Genomic DNA, 25,634 nt, shown 5'->3' with positions numbered 1-25,634 from the left:
ATTTATCTATTTTTCTGTGGTCGATTGTATTGTGTATATAAATTTAAAAAATGATAGTGTTAGAGCCACCATTTCTCCTGCGGAAGCAAAATAACATCCACATCAAAATTCTCTTTAAACCAATCATACATCAATGTCTCTTTCACTAAATATTCAGAGGCAGAGTGTGACACACCAATTAGAGACATATTCGTTTCTTTTACATAATCCATAATGAGCGAGTATTTATGTCTGCCGTAATCATTGTCGATATGGCAATGGATTTCTCCTGTAATATATGCTTCAGCACCTTTTTCTTCTGCTTCCTTCATTAAAGATACAACATCGCCACATCCAGCGATAATTGCGATTTTTTTGATGGAATCATGTCGTTTACCTTCGAAGTCTGTGTAAGGAATTTGGAAGAGTTGTTTTAGATGTTTTTGGAGTGCTTCTGTTGATGTTTCATCTATTTCACAAATAAGGCCAACTGGTTCTTGTTCTGGACCTCCATATGCAAAGTCGTCCACTACAGTAGCGTTTAATGCTTTTGCAATTGAAATACTCGTTCCATGTGTTTGATGAAAATCCATTGGTACGTGACATGTATATATAGAAAGTTGTTTTTCTTTTATTCCTTGCAAATATTTTTCAGGAATTGGTAAGAAACCGCGGCCTGATCTTCCAAGCGGATCACCGCACTCCATTACAAGGGGATGGTGCATAAAGAGTAAATCACCGGGTGTGGATTGTGAAATGAATGTTTCAAGAACGTCATCTGTAGGGAATACAGCTAAAAATACTTTGTTTACATTTTCAGATCCGTGCATCATAAGGCCGTTAAATAAATCTACAAAATTTGCTTCGAAAAATTGTTGCCAAGGAAATTTGATAGGATCATATACGGCTGGGATAAATCGACTAAAGGCACTATCTTTTCCGTATTTTTCAATTTGGAATAAGTGATCGAGTGATTGCTCTATTTTTTTTAAGGCTGGCATGTTTGATAATCCTCCTTAAGATGATTCTTGCTTTATGAGTTGTTTGTATTCTTCGTAGCAAAATAAGAAGCGGATAGGAAACAAATAAAACCTAGAATCCAGCTAATAGAAGGAGAATAGGGAAGTACATGCTGTAATAGCATTCCGCTAGAAATGAAGAAACTACTAAATACACCTAATAACATGGGATATCGTTGTAGTTTGAACACAGATAGTAAACATCCTTTCTCCTGCATGAACTACTCATAAAAGCTCGATTGCTGAAACTTTATCACATACATTGTATATTAGTCTTAATTTTCTGTATATAACTTTTAAGAAAAATGGTGATACAATATATGAATGATAAGAGAAGAGAGGATGAAGATTAACATATGTACGTTACTGTAACAGAAGCAGCATATAAAAAGATTATGGATACGATTCCAAGTGAAGCGAAATATATAAAGTTATTTTATGATAATGAAGGTTGCGGTTGTGTTATGAGCGGAATCATCGATTTAGTAGCTGTAGCAGAGAAAGATGAGCGCGATGTGGATATTGAATCAAGCACAATGAACTTTATCGCTGATCGTACAAAGCTTGTATTTATGGACGATAAGTTAACGGTTGATTGGCATGAAGGTGGAGGAACTTTTCAGTTGAAGAGCCCAAGCCAGTTTTATAATCCAAATATGAAATTACACGTTCGAGTATAGTAAAGGTGAGTCCAAAATGTATTTTGGACTCACTTTTTTTATTTTATAAGTCGCTATTATTGTCGATAAGTCGATATATTGAAAAAATCGCTGATATAAATGGAGTTGCGCTGATATATTTGGGAAATCGCCGATATAAATGGAGTTGCGCCGATATATTCAGAAAATCGCCGATATAATTTCATTTACCAAAACGTTTCATATAATAAAAAGATTTTTTCACATAATGAAATGTACATGTGATTGAATTTTCTGTATAATCTTCTTTGCGGAGGGGATACGCATGAGAAGATGGGGAATTGAGTTATTAATTTTAAGTGTTGTTATTATTTGGGGGATTAACTATACAATTGCGAAGTATGGACTTTTAGAATTTACAGCAATTGAGTTTACTGCACTTCGTATGATGGCGGCGGCACCGCTTCTGTTACTCCTTACCTTTTGTATTGAAAAGTCGGTTTATATGGAGCGAACGGATATACCTAGATTAATTATCGTTAGCGTTGTAGGTATTGTACTGTATCAAACGTTATTTATGGAAACTGTCAAATATACATCCGCTACAAATGCCTCTTTACTCATTTCTATTTCACCTATTTTTACAACTGCATTTGCGATTTTCTTGAAACAAGAAAAGTTTTCTTCTCGAAAGTTAATCGGTTCTATGACTGCCTTTGTTGGTGCAGCCTTAGTTTTAGTAGCAGGACATTCACTTACTAGTTCTTTTTATGGCAATGGAATTGGACTTATTACATCAATATGCTGGGGGCTTTATCCTGTTTTAGCAGGACCATTAATTAAAAAATATTCAGCATTACGTGTTACTGCATGGTCTGCATTAGTGGGTGCGATTCCGCTATTATTGTTAAGTGGTCCACATGTATTTGTCATGCCATTTCACATTACTCACGGAATGACACTATTTGCTTTACTATATTCTATTTTCTTTGTAACAGTATTCGGTTTAGTAATGTGGTATGTTGGTGTTCAAAAAATTGGGGCGTCACATACGATGGTATATATGTATATAACGCCGCTTGTAGCTGTTTTATTTGCAGCTGTCTGGGCAAATGAATATGTATCGTTTCAACAGATCATCGGTGGAATTATCATTTTTGTCGGTCTATGGTTTGTGAAATCGGAGAAAGTAAAAGTTCATTCTATTGCAGGGGAACCTATATCAAAATAGGAAAACAGATCACCTATGATCTGCTTTCCTATTTTTTTATTTTTGGTAAGAAGATGAGAAACAAGATAGCAGTAATAAGTGGAATTAAGTTTAAAAATGGAATACGGAAGAGTGTAATAAGAATAATACCTGGAAGAAGAACACCGAGGACAGCGTAAAAAATGCTATGATTTTTCGTGTACCAATACAATGAAAGTCCAATAAGTGCAGGGATAATGAGGTGAATGAGAGCCATTAAAAAATAAATCATTAGACGCCCCCTTTATTTGTGTGCTTATTACATCATATCCGTATGTTCATAGATTGATATCATTTTTTTCATAAATGGACGAAAAAAGTTTGAAAAACCGTCACAAAATATGAGAATATGATGTTTGAAATCTTGTATAATATTATTTTCTAAAAACATTTAAACAACATAAACATACTGTTTATGTTGTTTTTAATTTGAATGAAATGAATGTAAGGAATATGAATTTGAAAGAAATTTTTTGTTGGATAGATAAGAACGAATGAAGAGAGGTACAGCATGATTAGTATGTCACTAAGATCATTTAAAATCCAATCGTATTATATACTAGGTATTTTGTTACTAGGTTGGATGTTAACACCGTTTTCAGCACACTTTTTAGGCGCTGGAATTGGGCTTATTGTAAGTATGTATTGCGTTTGGCTTTTAGGCAGAAGAATTGAGAAGCTTGGAGATAGTATTGTAAAGAAGACGAAAGCACCGACACTCGGTATGTTTAACCGTTTTGCAGCTGCCATTTTGGGTGCTATTATTATGTACGAAATTGAGCACCACATGGTTATGTGGGCATTTGCAGTAGGGATTATGGGTGGGTATTTCTTAATCGTTGTGAATTTAGGTTACTATAGCATGAAAGATGAGAAAGAACTAACAAAGAGCTAAAAAGATAAAAGACTTCTTTTTAGATGGAATAGATGATCCAGTCACGAATAGAAGCGGTCAGGGCCTTTTTTAGCCCCATACGATGTGAAACCCGAGAGATGTAGTGAGTAGGGATATAATGTATATATTCGAAGCTGTAATTTTATAATCTAGGTCACAGATGAAGAGATTAGCGTTTCACTTTATATAAGATATAGAAAGAAGCTTACGTTTTCACGTAAGCTTCTTTTTTATGTAAGTGTGTGTAACCGTTAAGCCGCATTGGGTTTTGTCGGTGAGTACGCGAAACTTTACGGTTACACGACACTTATTCATATGAGTAAAGGGTTATTCCAACAGAAAGTTTTAATTTAAGCGATTGGACCGCCTAAGTTAATAATGTCTTCAGATACGCTGTCGAATTTTTTGAAGTTAGCTTTGAATTCATTTGCAAGTTCGATTGCTTTTGCTTTGTAAGCAGCTTTATCAGCCCAAGTTTGTTCAGGCATTAACACTTCGTCAGGTACACCTGGTACGTGAAGTGGAACTTCAAGACCGAAGATATCATGTTTAGCTGTTTCAGTTTTCGCAAGTTCACCGTTTAATGCAGCTTGAATCATTGCACGAGTGTAACCTAAGTTCATACGTTTACCAACGCCGTATTCGCCACCAGTCCAGCCAGTGTTTACTAAGAATACTTTCGCATCATGTTTCTCGATTTTTTCACCAAGCATTTCAGCGTAGCGAGATGCATCAAGTGGTAAGAATGGTGAACCGAAGCAAGTTGAGAATGTAGCTTGCGGAGAAGTAACGCCGCGCTCTGTTCCTGCTAGTTTACTAGTGTAACCACTTAAGAAATGATACATAGCTTGCTCTTTTGATAACTTACTGATTGGAGGCAATACGCCAGATGCATCAGCAGTTAAGAAAATAATTGTATTTGGGTGTCCAGCAACACTTGGCAGTACGATATTGTCGATCGCATGCATAGGGTATGCAGCACGAGTATTTTCTGTTAAAGTAGTATCGTTGTAGTCCGCGATACGCGTTTGGTCATTAATGATAACGTTTTCTAAAACAGATCCAAATGTGATTGCATCGAAAATTTGTGGTTCTTTCTCGTGAGAAAGGTTTACACATTTCGCGTAGCAACCGCCTTCAATATTGAATACACCGTTATCAGACCAACCGTGCTCATCATCACCGATTAATTTACGGTTTGGATCAGCAGATAATGTTGTTTTACCTGTTCCAGATAAACCGAAGAATAGTGCTACATCGCCTTCTTCACCTACGTTTGCAGAGCAATGCATAGAAAGAATATCTTGTTCAGGTAGTAAGAAGTTCATAATAGAGAAGATTGATTTTTTCATTTCTCCAGCGTATTCTGTACCACCAATTAGTACAATACGTTTTTCGAATGAAACCATAATGAATGCTTCAGAGTTTGTACCGTCAACAGCTGGATCAGCTTTGAAGTTCGGTGCAGAAACAATTGTGAACCCTGACTCATGAGTTGTTAATTCTTCTTCAGTTGGACGAATGAATAATTGATGTACAAATAAATTGTGCCATGCATATTCATTAATAACTTGAATTGGTAGGCGGTAATTGCGGTCAGCGCCTGCAAATCCTTTGAAGACGAATAACTCTTCTTTTTCTTTTAAGTATTCTAAAACTTTAGTATATAATTTATTAAAATGTTCTTCAGAAATCGGTTGGTTCACAGCTCCCCAAGCAATTTTGTCAGCAACCGATGCTTCTTTCACAATAAATTTATCTTTAGGAGAACGTCCTGTATATTTTCCAGTTGAAGCAGAAACGGCACCAGTAGAAGTTAATTTCCCTTCATTTCGCATTAATACTTTTTCCACTAATTGCGGAACACTTAGTTGAATCTGTGCATTGCTTCCGTTCAATAATTCGTGTAAACCAATTTGGACATTCACAGTACTCATATTTATATACCATCCTTTTCATTTAATGAAATATTTCTCGTAATCCCCAACAAGAGTATAACACAATTATATAAATAATGTATACTATTTATTTCTTTTTGTTTGTGTGAATGCATTATTTCCCTATTAATATTTCATTTCAGGCGTATTGAGAAAAACTTTCAGGAAAATGTGAATATTAATTGACAAATGAATATCATTTCTTTAGTATAGGTTGGGACGGATACTCTCTTATCCCGAGCTGGCGGAGGGACAGGCCCGATGAAGCCCAGCAACCTCACTTGTATTGATAAATGCAGGTGAATAGGTGCTAAAACCTGTGCGAGGCTACAGGTCTCGAACGATAAGAGCGAAGGGCAAAAAGCAGTATGCAAGTAGCAAATTAAACCTTTCCTCTATGTAAAGTAGGAAAGGTTTTTCTGTATGCTTGTGTGGGAGAATAAATGTATGTCGCAGTTTGTGGCAAATTAAGGATGAGTTCCGTACAATATATACAATTACTGTAGGGAGGTTTACCACATGACAAAAAAACGTCATCTGTTCACATCTGAGTCTGTAACTGAAGGACATCCAGATAAAATTTGTGACCAAATTTCTGATTCAATTTTAGATGCGATCTTATCAAAAGACGCAAATGCACGTGTAGCTTGTGAAACAACTGTAACAACTGGTTTAGTATTGGTAGCGGGGGAAATTACGACTTCTACTTACGTAGATATTCCAAAAATCGTTCGTGAAACAATTCAAGGCATTGGTTACACACGCGCAAAATACGGATTCGATGCAGAAACTTGTGCAGTTTTAACATCTATCGATGAGCAATCTGCTGACATCGCTATGGGTGTTGACCAAGCGCTAGAAGCACGCGAAGGTCAAATGACTGACGCTGAGATTGAGGCAATTGGTGCAGGAGACCAAGGTTTAATGTTTGGTTTCGCATGTAATGAAACACAAGAGTTAATGCCACTTCCAATCTCGCTTGCTCACAAATTAGCTCGCCGTTTAACTGAAGTACGTAAAGATGATACATTATCATACCTACGTCCGGATGGAAAAACGCAAGTTACAGTTGAGTATGATGAAAATGGTAAACCAGTACGTGTTGATACTATCGTAATTTCTACACAACATCACCCAGATGTTACATGGGAAGAAATCGATCGCGACTTAAAAGAGCACGTAATTAAAGCTGTAGTACCAGCAGAATTAATGGATGGAGAAACGAAATTCTTCATTAACCCAACTGGCCGCTTCGTAATTGGTGGACCACAAGGTGATGCTGGTTTAACAGGACGTAAAATCATCGTTGATACTTACGGTGGATACGCTCGCCACGGTGGCGGTGCATTCTCTGGTAAAGATGCAACGAAAGTTGACCGTTCTGCAGCATATGCAGCTCGTTATGTTGCGAAAAACATCGTAGCAGCTGGTCTTGCTGAAAAAGCAGAAGTACAACTTGCATACGCAATCGGTGTAGCACAACCAGTATCAATTTCAGTTGATACATTCGGCACTGGTAAAGTATCTGAAGACGTATTAGTAGAACTAGTTCGTAACAACTTCGATCTTCGCCCAGCTGGTATTATTAAAATGCTAGATTTACGTCGCCCAATTTACAAACAAACAGCAGCTTACGGCCACTTCGGACGTACTGATGTAGATCTATCATGGGAACGTACAGACAAAGCAGCAGCTTTAAAAGAGCAAGCTGGTCTATAATATATGAAAAAAAGCTTTGCGCGGTGAGCGCAAAGCTTTTTTTATTTATAATTACGTTGGAATAAAGCGAAGAGTTCAATGTCATGCCAATTGCCATTGCGGAATATAGCTTCTTTACAAGTTCCTTCATGTTGAAAACCGAGTGATTTATATAATTTAATTGCTCTATCGTTAAAAGAAAATACTCGTAAAGAAAGGCGATGTAAATTTAATTCTAAAAATGCATAATCCAATAATAAGGTGAAAGCTTCCTTCCCATAACCTTGCCCCCAGTAATCCTTGTTACCAATATCAATAATACATTCAGCGTTTCGGTTATACGAATCAATATGAATTAAAGAAGTAATACCAATTGAAAGATGCGTAGATTTTTCTTCAATGATATAGCTCTTAGAGTCCGAAGAATGAATAAATTGCTGGCAAAGTTTTTCTGTGTCTTGAAGGGAATATTTATCAAGAGTGAGAGTAGTTGAACTCATAACGTCTATATCATTATGCCATTTATAATATGTTAGAATATCATCTTCGGAAAACTTTCGTAACTGGATACGGTTTGATTTAAACAATGTAAGTCCTCCTTTTGTATTTCCTTTTCACATGATTTACAAAGGATTGGTTTCTTCTGGAACATATGTAATCAACCTTTCATTTGACGTGCTTTACCTGCGCAAAAGGCACTACTTAGTAAAAATAGTGTCGCGAATATAATGCTTACTAATGTAGCGTATGGAATTGCGCCTTTTAAGGAAAAGCCGACAGTGATTGAAGCGATGAATAAGAGGATAAATGTTGTTGTTAATTTTTTATAAAGTTCCATACTATGTAGACCTCCAATTTATTTTTTAGTACAAGTTTTAAAATTGAATTCTATTATGTAGAAAATATAAAGAGTAGCTAAAGATGTGTAGTCTAGGAGTATAAGAAAGTGCACTTTCCTTTTTGTGGGTTAGTATACTTATATTGTATCATGGCGCATGATTGGCTTCATACATAATTGTGTAAAGGTATGTATGATAAAATGAAGAAAAGTCTTTAAGAAAGGAAAGATAAAAAATGAGTGTAACTGAACATAAAAAACAAGCTCCAAAAGAAGTGCGTTGCAAGATCGTGACGATTTCCGATACACGTACGGAAGAAACAGATAAGAGCGGACAACTATTACATGAATTGTTAAAAGAAGCGGGACATAAAGTAACTTCTTATGAAATTGTAAAAGATGATAAAGAAAGTATTCAGCAAGCAGTGTTAGCTGGTTATCATAAGGAAGATGTAGATGTTATATTAACAAATGGCGGTACTGGTATTACGAAACGCGATGTCACAATTGAAGCAGTATCAGCGTTATTAGATAAAGAAATTGTTGGATTTGGTGAGCTGTTCCGTATGATTAGTTATTTAGAAGATATCGGAAGCAGCGCAATGTTAAGTAGAGCGATTGGTGGTACAATTGGGCGCAAAGTAGTCTTCTCGATGCCAGGGTCTAGCGGAGCGGTTCGCCTTGCGATGAATAAATTAATTTTACCGGAATTAGGTCATATTACATTTGAGCTGCATCGCCAATGAGTAAGTATGCTGGAATTGTATTAGCAGGTGGTATGTCGAGTAGATTCGGTGAGCCGAAAGCGTTAGCAATTTGGAAGGGAACTACTTTTGTTGAGCATATTGTGAAAGTGATGGGAAATACCTTGCAAGACATTGTAGTAATTAGCCATACTGATATAAAAGAGCGAGTAGAGCAATTCGTACAAGTACCTGTTATAGAAGACATTCCGCACTATAAAGGAAATGGACCGCTTGCCGGCATTGTATCAGGTATGGAATACATAGAAGCAGATTGGTATGCTATTATGCCTTGCGATGCGCCAAATGTTTCGCATGAATGGTTTACCATTTTACTGGAGCAAACGAACAATGAATATGATGCGGTTGTACCTATTATTAATGGAAGAAAACAACCGCTACTTGCGGCGTATCATAACCGCGTGAAAGAAAAGATTTATGCTTTACTTCAGGAAGAAAAAAGAAGTATGGGGCAGCTTTTATCACAATGTAATGTGAAGTATGTTTCTGGAGAAGATGTACAAGCGAATGCGGATTGGTTTATAAATGTAAATACGAAAGAAGAATATGGGCAGGCTCAAAAAGACCTTTCAAATGAATGAAAGTTTTTTTTGATATACAGAATTGGGGAACAATTGCTGTATAAAGGTATGTGAGTAAGTTGATTTTAAGGGGAATTCTTAAAATCATTATACAGTTAAAATACTGTATAACCATATATTAATTTTTATGGGTTTTTATTACAAGTCTGTTTAGTTATGTTTATTTTTGATATAATTAATATAGAAATAAAACAATACTTAACCTTATGTATCATTTATTAAACTAAAATTTATGACCATGTAATAAACTCCCTTCGTTTTTTTGAAGGGAGTTTTTCTATTTAAGCAAGCAACTCTGATGCGTTATGCTGAAGGACTTCTTCATATTGGTTAAGCAAGCTACGAAAGATCTCATCCCAGCTCTTTGATTTCGCAAAAGATGAAGCTGCTATTCCCATCTGCTCAAGTTTTTCTTCATTTTGTAATAAAAAATAAATGGATGATAGAAATGCATCTTCATTTTTAGGCGGACAAAGAACTCCCGTTTTTCCATCTGTAATAATATTTTTAACCCCGCCACTATTTGCACCAATAACAGGTGTACCGCATGCGAGTGATTCAAGTACGACATTTCCGAATGTTTCAGTAGCTGATGGAAATACCATTATGTTAGAACAAGCATATGCTTCAGCTAAATCTGCACTTTGTAAATAGCCAGTAAAAGTGATATTTGTTTTCGGAACAGCTTCACGTAAACTTGTTGCTAGAGGACCGTCTCCTGCTATAAGCCAATGAATGTCGCTTCGAGTATGTGCTGATTTAACGATAAGATTTTGCAACGTATCAATATCTTTCTCAGGAGCAATCCGTCCAACATAGGAAAGGACGTACTTCGCTGTAATATTATATTTTTTTCGGAATAGGTCTGTATTGTAAGATGGATGAAAGAGATTGCAATCTACACCACGTCCCCAAATAGAGAGGGCCTGAAAGCCTTTATGTTTTAATTGATGTAATGTTTCAGGAGAGGGTACAAAATTTTTTTGCATATGACTATGAAACCATTTTAAATAGTTCCACAGCATATTGGAGAGGAATTCGATTTTGTAATAACGTAAATAGGCATCGAAATCAGTATGATAAGAACCGACAACTGGGATGTTTAACTTTTTTGCATAATACAATCCACAAAGTCCCATGTTGAAAGGTGTGGCAATGTGAATAATGTCAGGTTTAAAGGAAAGTAGTTCCCGTTTAATGCGCGGAGTAGGAAAAGAAAAACGACATTCTGGATATAATATTGTTAACGGGATACTTCTCATCTTATTCACATTCGCTACAAAATTATCTTCAGCTGTATGCTGAGGGGCGAAAACAGAATAGGCGATCTGTTCTTTCTGAAAATATCGTGTTAATCGCTCTAACGTTTTCGCAACCCCGTTAACTTGTGGCGTAAAAGTATCGGTAAAAATGGCGACTCTCATCATATCACTCCTTTATGTGAAAAGTGGGATGAATTGATAAAAAGAGATGATGCCAGAGCAAGTGCCAAGGCACATACCGACGAATACATCTGACGGATAGTGAAGTCCTAAATAAATACGTGAAATACCAACGCATAATGCTAACGGTAATAGGAAAGCAAGTAAGCTTGGATTATAGCAAATAAATGGAATGAAGACAGAGAAAACGGCTGTTGTATGACCAGACGGGAAAGAGTGGTCTTTTAATGGATGGACTGGATATTTTGCATCCTGAATTGTTAAATAAGGACGTTTTCGTGGATACCATCTTTTTAATATTTGTACAGGAATATGGCTAATTGCTAAAGAAATAGCAGTTGCAATTGCAGCTTGATGCAAAGTTCCCTTTGCGAAAATCAAAAAGAAAAGTGTGAGTGCGATGGAGAAAGTCGCGCCACCGATATGAGTAATATTGCTGAAAAAGATATTTAATGTTTTTTGATCAAAGTAGCGATTAATTCCTTTGAAAATGTAACATTCTATTTTATATAATCCACTGACCTTCATGAAAATTCTCCTCCCTCGTTTACATATATATGGAGATATTAGCTTTTATTTTAATAAGATTTTGTTGAGGGAGTAATAATGTTTTGTAAAGAAAAAGTTAGATTTTATAAAAAAAAAGCTGCCAATCGCATGGCAGCGGAAATTTACTTCTGTAATGATTTATAATATTGACCTTTTTCAACGTATTGCGTGCGAATACGCTCCATATCTTTACGGTCTTCTGCTGTTAATTCACGAATGACTTTCGCGGGACGACCGAAAGCTAACGTGTTTGGTGGAATTTTCTTTCCTTGTGAAACGAGGCTTCCAGCGCCGATAAAAGCTCCTTCGCCAATTTCAGCACCATCTAATATAATGGATCCCATTCCAATTAAAGCATCTTTTTTAATATGACAACTATGTAAAATAACTTGATGCCCAACTGTAACATCATCTTCTAAGATAAGAGGATACTGAGGGCTTTGGTGGAGTGTACATTGGTCTTGTACATTTACTCGGTCTCCAATGATCGTTGGTGACACATCACCACGGATGACTGTATTAAACCAAATACTTGATTCCTCGCCAACGTAAACATCGCCTGTAATCGTAACATAGTCAGCGATAAAAGCACTACTCGCAATTTTCGGTTTTTTTTCTTTGTAAGGATATATCATGTAAAGTCTTCCTTTCCTAGAGACTAGTTTTAGTGTATCAAATTATGAGAAAGAGTGAAATGGAGGAGAGCCGTATGTGGAATTATGAAGCGGAGGAAGCAAAGGCTGTCATTGTTATTGTGCACGGCGCAATGGAATATCACGGACGTTACGAAGCCGTTGCGGAAATGTGGAATCATATCGGCTACCACGTCGTGATGGGGGATCTTCCGTCACATGGAACGACTTCAAGAAATAGAGGACATATTGATTCATTTGATGAATACATAGAGGAAATTAAACTATGGGTGAAAGAAGCAAGAAAGTATAGGTTACCTATTTTTCTATTCGGTCATAGTATGGGTGGTCTTATTGTCATTCGTATGATGCAAGAAACGAAGAGAGAAGATGTAGAGGGTATTATTTTGAGTTCGCCTTGTTTAGGGGTAGTGACTGGACCCTCTGCTCCGCTTCAACTTGCTTCAAAAATATTAAATGTTGTGGCTCCAAAATTGCAATTTGCAACGAATCTTACGGTGGAAATGTCAACACGTAACCACGAAGTGAGAGATGCAATGGAGAATGATTCTTTGTTCTTGCGCAAAGTATCAGTACGTTGGTATAGTGAATTGATTAAGTCTATCGAAATTGCTCATAAAAAAATAGATGATTTTCCAGATGTTCCGCTCTTGCTAATGCAAGCTTGTGAGGATAAACTTGTAGATAAAACACGTGTCCGCACTTGGTTTGATAATGTTAAAATAAGTGATAAGGCTTTTAAAGAATGGCCGAATTGTTATCACGAGTTATTAAATGAGTATGAGCGTGATGAAATTTTGAGTTATATTCAGTCATTTACTGAAATGCATGTCAATAATATAGTAAAAACAAACAAATAAATCATTATTTGTACATTTAATAGAGGAGATGAAGGAAGAAGTGAACGTACCGAGTAATCCCATAACGCTCATGGCGAAAGTATACCGTGATGTGTTTCCGGTTGTACACCATGAGCTAGCGATGTGGAAAGAGCGTGCCTACCATATTCCGAATGATGAGCTTCATAGTCAGGCAATCGCAAGTATTGAGCATAAAACGTTTCATTGTGAGGGCGGTGGCATTTTAGCTCTGCTAGCAAATGAACACCGAGAAGAATGTATTCGTTTTATCGTAGCGTATCAAACGATCAGCGACTATTTAGATAATTTATGTGATCGCAGTACATCACTTGATCCAAATGATTTTGCCGCACTGCATGAATCGATGTTAATGGCATTATCACCTGAAGTAGAAGGTGGCGGTAATTATTATCGTTATCGTGATGATCAAGATGATGGTGGTTATTTAGATGAACTTGTTGAAACATGCCAAGATGTTTTAAAGAAAACGAAGCACTATGACAAAATTGCTCCTGTTCTTCATGAACTGGCTTGTTATTATTGTGATTTGCAAATTCATAAACACGTGAAGTTAGAAGAAAGAGAGCCGCGCCTGAAAACTTGGTTTGAAGCACATAAAGAAAACTTACCTGAGATGAGTTGGTTTGAATTTTCAGCATGTGCCGGTTCTACACTTGGAATTTTCTGTCTTGTAGCATATGCATTTCATGATGAATTACATGATGAAGATATTGCGAAAATTAGACAAGGGTACTTCCCTTACGTACAAGGACTTCATATCTTACTTGATTATTTCATTGATCAAGAAGAAGACCGCGCCGGCGGGGATTTGAATTTCTGTAGTTATTATGAAAACGAGCAAGCAATATTAGATCGTATGAAACACTTTGTAGAAGAAGCAGAGAAGAGCATTGGTGATTTGCCTCATGCGAAGTTTCATCGCCTTATAAGCCGAGGATTACTTGGTATTTATTTATCAGATCAAAAAGTATCAGCACAAAAGAATATGCACAAAATGGCACGGCGCATTGTAAAGTACGGAGGCCTCACTTCACGATTCTTCTATTGGAACGGGAAGATGTACCGAAAGAAAACAGCGCAATGATGAAGAAAACCACTCATGTAGAGTGGTTTTCTTTTCATTATGATCGTATTTTTGAAAATACATATATAAGAAGTTCAATCGCAAAAATCACTAAAACAGATAGCCCGAATAAAGGCATGACAGCGCCTAGTATAACCATCATGATAAAGAAAACGATTATGCTTTTCTTATCTCTTTGCTTTGGTGGTGCTGCTAATTTTCCTTTCGGCTTCCTTGCTAACCACATTTTTATTCCGTAATAAATGAGAAGTAGTAGAGATAATGTCGTTAGTAAGCATAATATTTTATTTGGCCATCCGAATAAATGTCCTTCATGAAGTGGGATACCGTAAGTGAACCATTGTGCAAGTAATCCATAATCACGATAGTCCGTTTTGGAAATGAGTTCCCCGCTATATTGGTCAAAGTAAGCTGTTATCTCTTCATTTGGTGCAACATGCATACCTGTAATACCAGAACCGCTCGATTTCGAAACAGTGAATACACCTTTTTGATCAGCTGGTAGTGAAATAACATATGGCTTCTTTATTTCAATTCCTTTTTGTAATTCATGGACAGAAATTGCTTTCGGTTCATTTGAATTCGACTCAGGAGGAGCTTCTTTTCTTGTTGCCCACGGCAATTCTTTTACCTTTGATTCAGGCGGTGCCATGTACAATTTTGGATATCCGAGTGATTCATTTGACGATGCAATTTTATAAATTTGGTTCCCCATAAATCCTGACCATGGCAATCCAGATGCGACTAGCAGAAAGAGAGGAATTGTAAATATAATACCGATAATAGAATGACGTCTTTTTGCTTTTTCTCGCTTATTGGATGATGGTGTGTTTTTGAATTGGCGTATACTCATGTACAATCCGGTTATGATTAAAAAGATTGTCCAGCATGCCGCAAGCTCCACAGTATAGTTAACGATAGTGCCGCCAACTAAAAGAGAACTATGTAATTCCCTCATGATATTGGCAAACGTTTCACTTGCATTTTGATCTCCAACAATTTGATTATTACTATCTAAATACACATATTTTTGTTGTCCAGTATACTCATTTGCAATCGTAAGTCTCGTATTATAATCCCCATTAAACTCACTAATTTTCGCCACGCTATAATGTGGATATTTTTTCTCTGTTAAGGAAATAGAATCAGACATCGAAATAGATTCTGTTTGAGCACTCTTCCCAAAATATAAATCTTTATAGATGAAATCTTCAACTTCCTCCCGAAATAAATACCCAATTCCGCTCAGTGACAACGTAATAAGAAGTGGCGTAATAAAAAGCCCAGCATAAAAATGCCAACGCCAAAAAATGTAATGAAGCGAACGATTTACTTTCATACTTTCAGTTCCCCTAACCTTCCCTATATGAATAACTACTTATTTAATATAGCGAGATTAAGTGTGATTACTTTGAAAGAATTGTGAAGAAAGTTAAAAGTTTGTGGGATTTTTATTAAACATAAAACACATTTTAGAAGGAGTGTTTTCTATGTTTATGAAGATCTCTTTATATTTGATAAGTACATCCTAACAACCGCATCAGCAAGACATTGAGAGGAATCAACAAAATCCTCACTCGCCACCACATTCAAATCGGTACATGCGATAATTACCGTATCAACTTCCTCTCTCAATTGTAAAACGAGCGCATTCCACAATTCGCGAGCTTCTTTAACCTCCCCAGATTTAATATAAGTAATGATTTGATTAATCATTTCCTGCCATTTTTCATGATGAATGTACTCTATATTACGTTTTGCAATCCCATCTTGGTAAATCCCAGCTTGAACAGTTGCTTCCGTTGCAAGAAGAGCGACTCTTTTTACGTTTTTAGGAATTGCTTGTAACGTTTCATCGACTATATGTAAAATCGGGATAGAAAGAGAACGCTGTAATTCTTCAAAGTAAAGATGGGCTGTATTGCAAGGCATAGCGATAAAGTCTACACCAGTACTTTCAAGTTTTTGTGCTCCGTCAATAATCGCCTTTTTCATCGCTTCGTGATCAATAGGGCGATCCATGTAAAATGGTGTTGGGCACGAGTAAATCATCATATGAGGAAAGTCCATATCATGCTTTGCTCCGTATATTGTTTGGCACCCTGCTACAACTGTATCGACGAATGGTCAAGTTGATTTTGGCCCCATTCCTGTTAGTATTCCGATCATTGTTTCGTCTCCTTTAAGAATGTTTACATCCATTATATAGGAGAATAACAAAAAAGACGTGCAATGAGTGCACGTCTTTTTTGTTATGTTTTGTCGAACAATCGATATATCCGAGAAATCGTTGATATATTGTAAGTTATGATAGATATATCGAAAAAATCGTTGATATATCCCGAGTTACGATAGATATAATTGAAAAATCGTTGATATATTACCCCACATTAACGGGCAGTAAAACTTCCACCTTAAAATTCGGCTGGAGCAAAGAAGTTAGTTGGGAGATAAACTGCCCATAAATGCCCGATTGGTTCAACTAATAATCAGTGGGGATTCCCCCCCACTGATTAAAGTTTCACTTTATCGTTTCTCAATCGCCACAATAAATGGCGGATTATTTTGCTGGTTAATAAAGCCATATCGCAGTACGTGAGCTTGTTTTTGGTCTAGTTCTTCGGCAAATTTGAGAACAGCGTCGCGTTCTACTTGTCCTTCTGGATGTCCGTGGTAAATGACAAGGACGATGATACCTTCAGGCGCCATTACTTCTAATAATTGCTCGATCGCCGAGATTGTTGAGTTCGGTTTTGTGACGATATGTTTGTCTCCGCCAGGAAGGTAACCTAAGTTAAAAATTGCACCTGTTACTTTTCCTTTTGCATCTTCTGGTAATATGGATAGAAGTGTATCGTGACTATCGTGAACTAAAACAGTACGTTCGAAAAGTTTTTTTTCTTTTAGACGAGTTGTTGAGCTTTCAATCGCCTCTTTTTGAATATCAAATCCAAATACTTTTCCGTTATTTCCAACGATTTCAGCTAGGAAGCAAGTGTCATGCCCGTTTCCTAAAGTTGCATCTACAGCGTAATCGCCTTCTTTTACTGCCGTTTGCAAGAGAGTACGAGCAAACGGTAATACCCGTTCTAATTTCATTTTTGTTTCTCCTCATTTGCATATTTTCCTTGCCAGCTTCCGCGGCGTACAAATTCTGCATCGATGGAATTTAAAACTTCCCATTTATTTAAGCTCCACATTGGGCCAATCATTAAATCAGGCGGACCGTCACCTGTGATGCGGTGCACAATTACGTCTTCTGGAATAATTTCAAGTTGGTCAACAACGAGGCTTACGTAATCCTCAAGAGAAAGGAATTCGAGTTGTCCTTTTTCATATTGCTTCACCATTGGCGTTCCTTTTAATAAATGAAGTAAGTGGATTTTAATTCCTTGTACGTCAAGTTTCGCTACTTCACGAGCTGTTTCCATCATCATGTCGTAATCTTCAAGAGGAAGACCGTTAATAATATGAGAGCAAACTCGAATGCCATGCTTACGTAATTTATTTACACCTTCAACGTAAGAAGGATAATCATGAGCGCGATTAATAAGGTTTGCAGTACGTTCATGAACGGTCTGTAGTCCGAGTTCAACCCAAAGGTACGTGCGTTTATTTAAGTCCGCTAAATATTCAACAACATCGTCCGGTAAACAATCTGGACGAGTTGCGATAGAAAGACCGACAACGTCTTTTTCTGCTAGAAGCGGTTCGAATTTTTCTTTTAACACTTCAAGTGGTGCATGTGTATTTGTGTACGCTTGGAAATAAGCGATACATTTTCCGTCTTTCCACTTTGAGCGCATTTTTTCTTTCATTTCATGATATTGCGTTATAACATCATCGCGGCGATCGCCAGCGAAGTCACCAGATCCAGCAGCACTGCAAAATGTACAACCGCCATAAGCAACTGTACCGTCACGGTTCGGACAATCGAAGCCAGCATCTAATGAAACTTTAAAGATTTTTTCACCAAATTCATTTCGTAAATGGTAATTCCATGTATGATAACGTTTATTGTCGTTTGTATATGGAAAAGGGTTTTGAACCTTCATTACTTTCCCTCCTAAGCCGAGTCAAAATAACACAAAATCCATTATAACATACTCATAAGGTTCATAAGGAAGGGACAAACTAAAGGGGAATTGAAGCAAGGAGGGACAATTATGGCAGAGCGTCAATCACTTGAATCGTATATTACACAAGCGGAACAAGCGGTGGAATATGCGAAAGAACAATTAGAACAAGGCATGAGACAAGAGCATTATAATACGATGGAGTATTCGGATGCGCAGTTGCAATTAGAACAAGCATATAACGATTTACAAACGATGCAACAACATGCGAATGATGAGCAACGTGAGCAGTTAAATAGAGCGCGTATGGCAATTCGCCAATTGCAACATCAAATGATTATTACACCGCACTAATAAGGAGTGAATGTAATGGCGAAACGTTCAGATCAAAATAACCCAGAACAAAAAACACAAAATGGACATAACGCTGAATTTTCGAATGAACTTGATCCGATTGTTCAAGTGAAACAGCGTAACAGTAAAAAAGGACAACCTCAAAGATCAAAGCAATCAGAGTAAACCAGGTCGCAATATGACCTGGTTTTGTTTTGTTATATGACAATAATGTAAGATTCCTGTAAGGTTTGCCGATAGTTGTAAGCTTACTTTTCCAGTAGAGTAAGGGAGGATTAAATTTTGGACAAGGAGCTGCTTTATGGGGAACAATATTACAAACAAACGAATTGATGAGTTAGATTACATTCGTGGCTTCGCATTACTGGGGATTATTTTAGTAAATATTTTAGCACTACTTCATATTAAAACTCCAGATCCTAATACAGTAGATGCTAGCTATCAAAGGTTTCTATACTTATTTGTAGAAGGTCGTTTCTTCTCGATTTTCTCATTCTTATTTGGAGTGGGATTCTATATCTTCATTACAAGAGCGATTGCGAAAGAGAAAAATGGATATGTTCTATTTTTCCGCCGCGTAGTTGCATTATTTATTTTTGGTTTGATTCATTACATGTTTCAGCCTGGAGAAGCACTAGCGTTATACGCAATTTGCGGATTAATCGTTTTACCGTTTTATAAAGCGAAAAAACAAGTGAACTTAGTAATTGGTCTTATTTTGACAATAGCCTTTAGTGTAATGGGTGTTAAAGAACTATTACCACTTGGTTTAATTTTATTAGGTCTTGCTGCAGGACAATATCGTGTATTTGAAAATCTTTCAAAAAACATAAAGCAAGTCGCTATTTTTACAGGCATTATGTTTGTTTTAAGTGTGGCAGCTGTATGGTATCAATATGGACACGTGCCTGCTGACCCATTTGTAAATATGATATTGATGAATGAAGACGGAACAATGGATGCTGCAAGCCATTTTCTGAAAATTGGTATTACTGTTGGGCCAATTATTTCAGCTTTCTATGTAGGAGCATTAATTTTATTACTTCAGTTAAAACCAGTTCAAACATTATTAGCACCATTGAAATACTACGGTCGTATGGCTTTAACAAATTATATCGGACAAACGGCAATGATTTTAATTGCCGGTAGTGTATTTAACTTTGCAGGTAACTTAACATACATGCAGACGCTATATGTATGTATCGCAATTTATGCAATTCAAATTGTGTTTAGTGTAATTTGGATGAAAATCTTTAAAATGGGTCCATTAGAATGGATTTGGCGTGTTATTACGTACTGGACGGTAACACCTTTAAAGAAATAAAGAGAGAAGTGGGCTGTTCTTTTTGTGGAACAGCCTATTTTTATTTTCAGCTTTTGTAGTTGCGCCGATATATTTTGAAAATCGCCGATATAATTTCATTTACCGATTTACTATGCCGAAATGTGAACTAGTATTAACAGCCAAGCTTACAAGTACACCTTTTTTATATTACAAAAGTGTAAGGTAAATGTAATGTTAACAAATAGCAGTTCACTTCCAAAAGGCGCAAAATAGGTAATGGAAAAACAAGCGTAGGAGGATATATATGACGAAACCAGTTGTAGACGTGAAAAACGTTCAAAAAGTGTACGGTAAAAAAGGTGAGAACCAATCACACGCGTTAAAAGGTGTGTCATTCTCAATTCAAGAGGGTGAGTTTGTTGGAATTATGGGACCATCTGGTTCTGGTAAAACGACATTATTAAATGTAATTTCAACGTTAGATAAAGCAACGGGCGGCGTTGTTGAAATTGCAGGAACGGATATTACAAAAATGAAACAAGGTGAGCTTTCTGATTTCCGTTCACAAAAGTTAGGATTCATCTTCCAAGATTTTAATTTGTTAGAAAACTTATCTATTTATGAAAACATTGCACTTCCACTTTCCTTGCAAGGTGTTCCATCACGTAACATTGGACCAAAAGTCGAGAAAGTAGCGGATATGTTAGGAATTACAGAAATACTTCAAAAGTACCCATCTGAAGTATCTGGTGGGCAAAAGCAACGTTCGGCAGCAGCGCGTGCTTTAGTGCATGAGCCTGCAATTATTTTAGGGGACGAGCCAACAGGAGCGCTTGATTCTAAAAATGCAACGAGTTTACTTGATGCGATGACAAACTTAAATAAAGATCAAGGCGTATCTATTATGATGGTTACACATGATCCGTACAGTGCAAGTTACTGTCAGCGTATTTTATTCATTCAAGATGGTGAGCTATATAAAGAAATTCACCGCGGCGGTACACGTGAAGAGTTTTATAAAGAAATTTTAGATGTGCTTGCGGACTTAGGCACACAAAAAGCGTAAGAAAGGAGGTTCTAGAGCATGTTATTCAAACTTTCCATGTCAGGACTAAAGAGTAAGCTAAAAGATTATATCGTCTTACTTGTTGGTCTTGTCATGTCCATTTCAATTTTTTATATGTTCCAAACATTAGCGTTAAACGAGGCCTTCCTTAAGGAAAATTCTACTATTGGTCAAATTGGATTTGTATTCCAAGCAGGTTCATTTTTACTAGCTATTATAACGTTCTTCTATATTTTGTATGCGAACTCTTTCTTACTATCTCTTCGTCAAAAAGAGTTTGGTATGTATATGATGTTAGGAGCAAAAAAGCATAAAGTTACATTACTTATGTTTATTGAGACAATTGTATTAGGCGCCGCGTCTCTTGCAATTGGAATTGCAGTTGGTGTAGGACTTGCAGAAGGTATCGGTCAATTATTAATGAAACAATTAGAATTTGCTGGTGAAGGCTATAAAGCATTTTACCTGCCATCTATGACTGTTACGTGCATCTTCTTCTTTGCACTATTTGTATTATCGGCAATTATGAACAGTATTAAATTATCACGTATTTCTGTCCTGCAACTTGTACATGCAGACGCACAAACAGAACGTGTTGCAGTAAAAGGAAAAATGACAGGTGTAGTTGCATTCCTTGCGGTTATTTTATTAGGAATGGGCTATGCATCAATGATTTACATGGAAAAACTAAGAGAAATGGGAATCATTATTGCATTAATTACAACGACAGCTGGTACTTACATGCTGTTTGGATCACTTCTCCCGGTCTTTATTAAAAAGTTAAAGAGTAATAAAAAGCGTAGTGAAAAAGGACTTAACGCTTTTACATTTGCACAATTAAACTTCCGTATTAATAGTTTAACAAAGGTTCTTGCTACAGTAGCGATGTTAGTTGCTCTTGGAGCAGGTGCAATTTCAGGTGGTATGGCGTTTAAAAATAACGCTATCAAACTGTCTGAGGGTTTAGTAATCTATGACTCAGTTGTTCATAATCCTACAGCTGAAGAAAAGAAAATTTTAGACGGTATTACATTTAAAGAAAAAAATGAATATCGCTACAAAGTTGATGATAAATACGTTTATTATGTAAAAGAAGATTTAGAAAAAAATCGTCCTTTCGTAAAAGATATGACAAATATGAAGTCGATGAAGGATTTAGTGAATACAAAGAAGGTTTCACAGGAACTACCAGTAGGTGCAGTTTCTAGAGAAATGAATGAAAAAGATGCGAACGCTAAAGAACTTCCAGAAGAATGGGTTGATGCTTTTAGCACAATTCATCCGTATTATATATACGAAGATCATGCAATTAAAATTGTAGATCAAAAAATGTACGATGGGATAAATGGTAAAGAAGGTATAGCATTTATCGGAAAAGCAGATGATTTCTTAGCATATACAAAAGAATGGAAAAAACTTGACGAGTTGCAGCTAGATAAATATAAAAATGTAAAAGCTGAAAGATTAAATAGTAAATATCAAATTTACGACATGTTATACGGCGTTGCGAGTGGAACAGTGTTTATGGGATTCTTCCTTGGAATTGCGTTCTTAGCAATGATGGCAAGCTGTCTTATGTTTAAAATTCTTTCTGGTGCATCAAAAGATATTACGCGTTATCAAATGCTCCGTAAAATCGGTGTGCGCCGTGAGTTATTAACGAAATCAATTTATAAAGAGTTATTCTTAGTATTCTTATTCCCAGCAATTGTGGGTATCGCTCACGTATTAGTTGGTATGAATATTTTCGGATTTATTTTAATCGATCCGTACTTCCGTATTTGGGTACCAATCGTAATTTTCGTAGTTATTTATGCGATTTATTACTTCATTACAGTTCAATTGTATAAAGGAATTGTTCTTCCGAAAGAAGATTAATAATAAAAACCGAGCAAAAACGCTCGGTTTTTATTATTTTCAGAAAAAACACTTTAATGTTACTGAAATATATAATATAATGCAAGTAAGTAACGTAATATAAAAGTAGAAGTAGCTGTATAAGGAAAGGAGGAATCCAATCTGTAGAAAGAAGCTGAACTTTTATCCCCACATTTTTTACCGCAACGTATTTATACAATCGTAAGTTTCCACATTGAAAGTTTTCAGAACCACCTGAGTATATTGTGAAAATAATGGATAACACATGGAAATCTCATAGCATGATAAGGTAAAATGGACAACATAATGAGAAAATTACCGTTCATAAGATGAGGAGAATACATGTATGGAAGTTGTAGAGGCATTAAAAGATATAAGCCAAATTGAGGCTATGAAAAAATATTTAAAAGAGCACTCCCAGCGAGATTATCTTTTATTTGTTATTGGAATTAACACAGGATTAAAAATTACAGAACTACTTAGCATGAAATTTGAAGATGTATTAAATGAAGACGGGACTGTTAAAGAGTTTTATACTCTTCCTGTGAAAGATGAAAAATTTAAACAAGATATTTATTTAAATACAAAAGTAAAAGAAGCGCTTTTAGATTACGTACAATCTATTGGCGTTAAAAGAGAAAATTACGTATTTCAATCTAATAAAACGCCAAATTCAATTACGCGCCAACAAGCGTATCGTGTAATTCATAATGCTGCAGAAGCAGTTGGAGTTGTTGGTAAGATCGGAACGAATTCAATGCGAAAAACGTTCGGATTTCATGCGTACAAAAGAGGGATAGCGATTGCGCTATTGCAAAAACATTTTCATCACGCGACTCCATCAGAGACGCTAAAGTATTTAGGTATCTCAAAGGATGAGACCTTTAAAACGGAGATTGATGTCGATTTATAAAAGCCGTAACTAAAAAAATTAGGAGGCGGAAAATATGAATATTAGAGAGAGCGAACTGCCGGGTATTGGATGTAAGTTTGAAGTGATTACAAAAGGTAATGAAAAGATGGTTATCGTTATTCATGATGATGGCCGAAGAGAAATGTACCATTTTGATGCTGATCATGAGGAGAGTATTTCAAGCGTCTCTCTTCGTGATTCCGAAGCGAGACAAATTGCAGCTATATTGGGCGGAATGGTATATAGACCACAAGCTTTAGATACGATTGAAATGGCCTTTGAAGGATTATCAATTGAGTGGTTTAAGGTGGAAAATAATGCACCAGTCGTACAAAAAACAATTGGTAGTTTACATGTCCGAAACACATATAACGTAACAATTATTGCCATTTTGAAAAAAAATATGAAGAAGTTCTTTAATCCAGGCCCAGATTCTATCATTGAAGCTGGCGATATGCTCGTATTATCAGGCGAAAGACATGAAGTAAAAAGAATTATTAATGAGTTGCTTTCAGTAGGAGGGGATTCATAATCGATGGATACTTTAATCTTTGAAGTTGGAACTGCGTTAGTATTAGTCGCTTTTGCAGCTATTCTCGCTGCAAAGTTAAAGTTCTCGATTATTCCGTTTCTCATTATACTTGGTATGCTAGTGGGGCCCCATGCCCCAGATTTAGGGCTTATCGATTTAAGATTTATTGAAAGTGGAGAAGTTATTTCCTTCCTCGGCCGTGTTGGCGTTATATTCCTCTTATTCTATTTAGGCTTAGAATTCTCAATTAAAAAATTAATTAAATCAGGAAAATCAATTGCCTTTGGGGGAACTGTTCATATATCGCTTAATTTTATATTAGGTTTAATTTACGGATATATAATGGGTTTCCCCTTATTAGAAACATTAATTATTGCTGGGATTATAACAATTTCATCGAGTGCAATTGTTGCGAAAGTAATTGTTGATTTAAGAAGATCTGGTAATAAAGAGACGGAGCTAATTTTAGGAATCATTATGTTTGATGATATCTTTTTAGCCGTATATTTATCAGTCGTTTCAGGATTAGTACTCGGAGGGGCAACGTCACTTGTAGGTGCTCTTACATCTATTTTAATCGCAGTAGGGTATATGCTACTATTCTTTGTAGTTGCTAGAAAAGCTACACGATTTTTAAATAAAATGTTAGATATTTCGTCCAATGAAATTTTTATTATCGTAATATTCGCTATTTTGTTCTTTGTAGCAGGATTTTCAGAAACGATTCATGTCGCGGAGGCGATTGGAGCATTATTATTGGGGCTCGTCTTTTCTGAAACAGAGCATAGTGATCGAATTGAACAGCTCGTTGTTCCGTTTCGTGATTTCTTTGGAGCTATATTCTTTTTCAGCTTCGGTTTAAGTATAGACCCATTTTCACTTGGAGGAGCAGTGTGGTTGGCATTAGGAGCAGTTTTCATTACTCTTATCGGTAATTTTACTGCTGGAATGGTTGCGGGGCGTAAAGCTGGGTTATCGCATAAGGCTTCTACGAATATCGGTTTAACACTTGTATCACGCGGAGAATTTTCCATTATCGTCGCGAATATTGGAATCGCGGGCGGCTTAATGGCAGCGATTAAACCGTTCTCCGCTTTATATGTTTTAATATTGGCATCGTTAGGACCATTATTAACGAAAGAGTCTGGGAGAATATACTCGCTACTAGATAAGGTGTTTAAATGGAGTGCTAAAGAACGTGCGAAGCGAGAAAAGGAAGTTGGATAGTATAAAGAGGCTGCATGAAGTTCATGCAGCCTCTTTATACATTGTTACTGTTGTCATTTTTTGTCGGTAAGTCGATATATTTTAATAATCGCTGAT

The 25,634-nt window shown here is 36.4% G+C and carries 27 protein-coding genes, 1 pseudogene and 1 riboswitch; of the genes and pseudogenes, 16 read left to right on the top strand and 12 right to left on the bottom strand.

Annotated features, from left to right (window positions below):
* Positions 1 to 59 precede the first annotated feature (59 nt).
* A complete protein-coding gene (locus tag DN399_RS23425) occupies positions 60 to 980 on the bottom strand; it encodes a Nif3-like dinuclear metal center hexameric protein (RefSeq protein WP_001111125.1) in 921 nt (306 codons plus the stop codon).
* Positions 981 to 1,354: 374 nt separating this feature from the next.
* Here DN399_RS23425 and DN399_RS23420 point away from each other — a divergent pair, with 374 nt between their 5' ends.
* Entirely contained in the window at positions 1,355 to 1,678 is a 324-nt protein-coding gene (locus DN399_RS23420; RefSeq protein WP_000289570.1) for an iron-sulfur cluster biosynthesis family protein, read from the top strand.
* Positions 1,679 to 1,961: 283 nt separating this feature from the next.
* Positions 1,962 to 2,867, top strand: a complete 906-nt coding sequence (locus tag DN399_RS23410; protein WP_001255411.1) for a DMT family transporter — start codon at positions 1,962 to 1,964, stop codon at positions 2,865 to 2,867.
* 28 nt (positions 2,868 to 2,895) lie between these two features.
* Here DN399_RS23410 and DN399_RS23405 read toward each other — a convergent pair whose 3' ends face one another.
* Positions 2,896 to 3,117 (bottom strand): hypothetical protein, encoded by a 222-nt coding sequence (locus DN399_RS23405; protein ID WP_000639042.1) that lies wholly within the window; start codon positions 3,115 to 3,117, stop codon positions 2,896 to 2,898.
* Between the two features lie 279 nt (positions 3,118 to 3,396).
* On the opposite strand from DN399_RS23405, the gene DN399_RS23400 reads away from it, so the two are divergent.
* Positions 3,397 to 3,780 (top strand): ATP synthase subunit I, encoded by a 384-nt coding sequence (locus DN399_RS23400; RefSeq protein ID WP_000624926.1) that lies wholly within the window; start codon positions 3,397 to 3,399, stop codon positions 3,778 to 3,780.
* A gap of 350 nt (positions 3,781 to 4,130) precedes the next feature.
* Here DN399_RS23400 and pckA read toward each other — a convergent pair whose 3' ends face one another.
* Entirely contained in the window at positions 4,131 to 5,717 is a 1,587-nt protein-coding gene (gene pckA, locus DN399_RS23395) for a phosphoenolpyruvate carboxykinase (ATP) (protein WP_000108815.1), read from the bottom strand.
* Positions 5,718 to 5,945: 228 nt separating this feature from the next.
* A riboswitch (SAM riboswitch) is annotated at positions 5,946 to 6,067 on the top strand.
* Between the two features lie 169 nt (positions 6,068 to 6,236).
* Here pckA and metK point away from each other — a divergent pair.
* Complete coding sequence (metK, locus tag DN399_RS23390; RefSeq protein WP_000163123.1) at positions 6,237 to 7,436, top strand: methionine adenosyltransferase; 1,200 nt, start codon at positions 6,237 to 6,239, stop codon at positions 7,434 to 7,436.
* Between the two features lie 41 nt (positions 7,437 to 7,477).
* On the opposite strand, the gene DN399_RS23385 is transcribed toward metK, so the two are convergent.
* Together DN399_RS23385 and DN399_RS23380 are read right to left on the bottom strand one after the other, a co-directional pair.
* On the bottom strand, positions 7,478 to 8,002 hold the full coding sequence (locus DN399_RS23385) for a GNAT family N-acetyltransferase (RefSeq protein WP_149149958.1): 525 nt from the start codon (positions 8,000 to 8,002) through the stop codon (positions 7,478 to 7,480).
* A gap of 71 nt (positions 8,003 to 8,073) precedes the next feature.
* Positions 8,074 to 8,253 (bottom strand): hypothetical protein, encoded by a 180-nt coding sequence (locus tag DN399_RS23380; protein ID WP_000424797.1) that lies wholly within the window; start codon positions 8,251 to 8,253, stop codon positions 8,074 to 8,076.
* A 236-nt stretch (positions 8,254 to 8,489) separates the two neighbouring features.
* Here DN399_RS23380 and DN399_RS23375 point away from each other — a divergent pair, with 236 nt between their 5' ends.
* Both DN399_RS23375 and DN399_RS23370 read left to right on the top strand, forming a co-directional pair.
* Positions 8,490 to 8,999 (top strand): MogA/MoaB family molybdenum cofactor biosynthesis protein, encoded by a 510-nt coding sequence (locus tag DN399_RS23375; RefSeq protein ID WP_000117123.1) that lies wholly within the window; start codon positions 8,490 to 8,492, stop codon positions 8,997 to 8,999.
* Positions 8,996 to 9,598 carry a molybdenum cofactor guanylyltransferase gene (locus DN399_RS23370; RefSeq protein WP_000049595.1) on the top strand — a complete coding sequence of 201 codons (603 nt, stop codon included), beginning with the start codon at positions 8,996 to 8,998 and terminating at the stop codon, positions 9,596 to 9,598. Before DN399_RS23375 ends, DN399_RS23370 begins: the two co-directional genes overlap by 4 nt.
* Positions 9,599 to 9,879: 281 nt before the next feature.
* Here DN399_RS23370 and DN399_RS23365 read toward each other — a convergent pair whose 3' ends face one another.
* The 3 genes from DN399_RS23365 to DN399_RS23355 form a co-directional block, all read right to left on the bottom strand.
* Positions 9,880 to 11,022 (bottom strand): glycosyltransferase family 4 protein, encoded by a 1,143-nt coding sequence (locus DN399_RS23365; RefSeq protein WP_149149957.1) that lies wholly within the window; start codon positions 11,020 to 11,022, stop codon positions 9,880 to 9,882.
* A gap of 12 nt (positions 11,023 to 11,034) precedes the next feature.
* Positions 11,035 to 11,568 (bottom strand): phosphatase PAP2 family protein, encoded by a 534-nt coding sequence (locus DN399_RS23360; RefSeq protein WP_000868582.1) that lies wholly within the window; start codon positions 11,566 to 11,568, stop codon positions 11,035 to 11,037.
* 143 nt (positions 11,569 to 11,711) lie between these two features.
* Positions 11,712 to 12,224: a gamma carbonic anhydrase gene (locus DN399_RS23355; protein ID WP_000640188.1), complete on the bottom strand. Its 513-nt coding sequence runs from the start codon at positions 12,222 to 12,224 to the stop codon at positions 11,712 to 11,714.
* Positions 12,225 to 12,298: 74 nt separating this feature from the next.
* On the opposite strand from DN399_RS23355, the gene DN399_RS23350 reads away from it, so the two are divergent.
* Together DN399_RS23350 and DN399_RS23345 are read left to right on the top strand one after the other, a co-directional pair.
* Entirely contained in the window at positions 12,299 to 13,102 is an 804-nt protein-coding gene (locus tag DN399_RS23350) for an alpha/beta hydrolase (RefSeq protein WP_149149956.1), read from the top strand.
* A gap of 40 nt (positions 13,103 to 13,142) precedes the next feature.
* Positions 13,143 to 14,207, top strand: coding sequence for a tetraprenyl-beta-curcumene synthase family protein (locus DN399_RS23345; protein WP_141540670.1), 1,065 nt, complete (start codon positions 13,143 to 13,145; stop codon positions 14,205 to 14,207).
* Positions 14,208 to 14,244: 37 nt separating this feature from the next.
* Here DN399_RS23345 and DN399_RS23340 read toward each other — a convergent pair whose 3' ends face one another.
* The 4 genes and pseudogenes from DN399_RS23340 to mnmL form a co-directional block, all read right to left on the bottom strand.
* A complete protein-coding gene (locus tag DN399_RS23340; protein WP_149149955.1) occupies positions 14,245 to 15,546 on the bottom strand; it encodes a PepSY-associated TM helix domain-containing protein in 1,302 nt (433 codons plus the stop codon).
* A gap of 155 nt (positions 15,547 to 15,701) precedes the next feature.
* Positions 15,702 to 16,376: pseudogene (locus DN399_RS23330) on the bottom strand (aspartate/glutamate racemase family protein).
* 357 nt (positions 16,377 to 16,733) lie between these two features.
* Positions 16,734 to 17,306, bottom strand: coding sequence for a tRNA 5-(aminomethyl)-2-thiouridylate-methyltransferase MnmM (gene mnmM, locus DN399_RS23325; RefSeq protein ID WP_048534998.1), 573 nt, complete (start codon positions 17,304 to 17,306; stop codon positions 16,734 to 16,736).
* Positions 17,303 to 18,262: a tRNA modification radical SAM protein MnmL/YtqA gene (gene mnmL / locus DN399_RS23320; protein ID WP_000868033.1), complete on the bottom strand. Its 960-nt coding sequence runs from the start codon at positions 18,260 to 18,262 to the stop codon at positions 17,303 to 17,305. The genes mnmM and mnmL overlap by 4 nt, the downstream gene beginning before the upstream one ends.
* A 111-nt stretch (positions 18,263 to 18,373) precedes the next feature.
* Between mnmL and DN399_RS23315 the strand changes: the two genes are divergently transcribed.
* From DN399_RS23315 to DN399_RS23275, 8 genes are all read left to right on the top strand, one after another.
* Complete coding sequence (locus tag DN399_RS23315; protein ID WP_000840871.1) at positions 18,374 to 18,637, top strand: YtzC family protein; 264 nt, start codon at positions 18,374 to 18,376, stop codon at positions 18,635 to 18,637.
* 15 nt (positions 18,638 to 18,652) lie between these two features.
* Positions 18,653 to 18,802, top strand: a complete 150-nt coding sequence (locus DN399_RS23310; RefSeq protein ID WP_001129341.1) for a hypothetical protein — start codon at positions 18,653 to 18,655, stop codon at positions 18,800 to 18,802.
* 136 nt (positions 18,803 to 18,938) lie between these two features.
* Complete coding sequence (locus DN399_RS23305; protein WP_149149954.1) at positions 18,939 to 19,961, top strand: DUF418 domain-containing protein; 1,023 nt, start codon at positions 18,939 to 18,941, stop codon at positions 19,959 to 19,961.
* 265 nt (positions 19,962 to 20,226) lie between these two features.
* The gene (locus DN399_RS23300) at positions 20,227 to 20,988 is read left to right on the top strand and encodes an ABC transporter ATP-binding protein (protein ID WP_000165844.1); all 762 of its coding nucleotides are present in this window, start codon (positions 20,227 to 20,229) and stop codon (positions 20,986 to 20,988) included.
* A gap of 18 nt (positions 20,989 to 21,006) precedes the next feature.
* Positions 21,007 to 22,866: an FtsX-like permease family protein gene (locus DN399_RS23295; protein ID WP_149149953.1), complete on the top strand. Its 1,860-nt coding sequence runs from the start codon at positions 21,007 to 21,009 to the stop codon at positions 22,864 to 22,866.
* Between the two features lie 346 nt (positions 22,867 to 23,212).
* A complete protein-coding gene (locus DN399_RS23285) occupies positions 23,213 to 23,779 on the top strand; it encodes a tyrosine-type recombinase/integrase (RefSeq protein ID WP_000454210.1) in 567 nt (188 codons plus the stop codon).
* A 34-nt stretch (positions 23,780 to 23,813) separates the two neighbouring features.
* A complete protein-coding gene (locus tag DN399_RS23280) occupies positions 23,814 to 24,311 on the top strand; it encodes a cation:proton antiporter regulatory subunit (protein WP_001026053.1) in 498 nt (165 codons plus the stop codon).
* Positions 24,312 to 24,314: 3 nt separating this feature from the next.
* Positions 24,315 to 25,538 (top strand): cation:proton antiporter, encoded by a 1,224-nt coding sequence (locus DN399_RS23275; RefSeq protein WP_000380167.1) that lies wholly within the window; start codon positions 24,315 to 24,317, stop codon positions 25,536 to 25,538.
* The last annotated feature ends 96 nt before the right edge of the window (positions 25,539 to 25,634 follow it).

This window comes from Bacillus sp. AR4-2 (assembly GCF_008274865.1).
GTDB lineage: Bacteria > Bacillota > Bacilli > Bacillales > Bacillaceae_G > Bacillus_A > Bacillus_A cereus.
The sequence above is the reverse complement of the archived record's forward strand: the minus strand, read 5'-3'. Positions and strand labels throughout refer to the sequence as shown.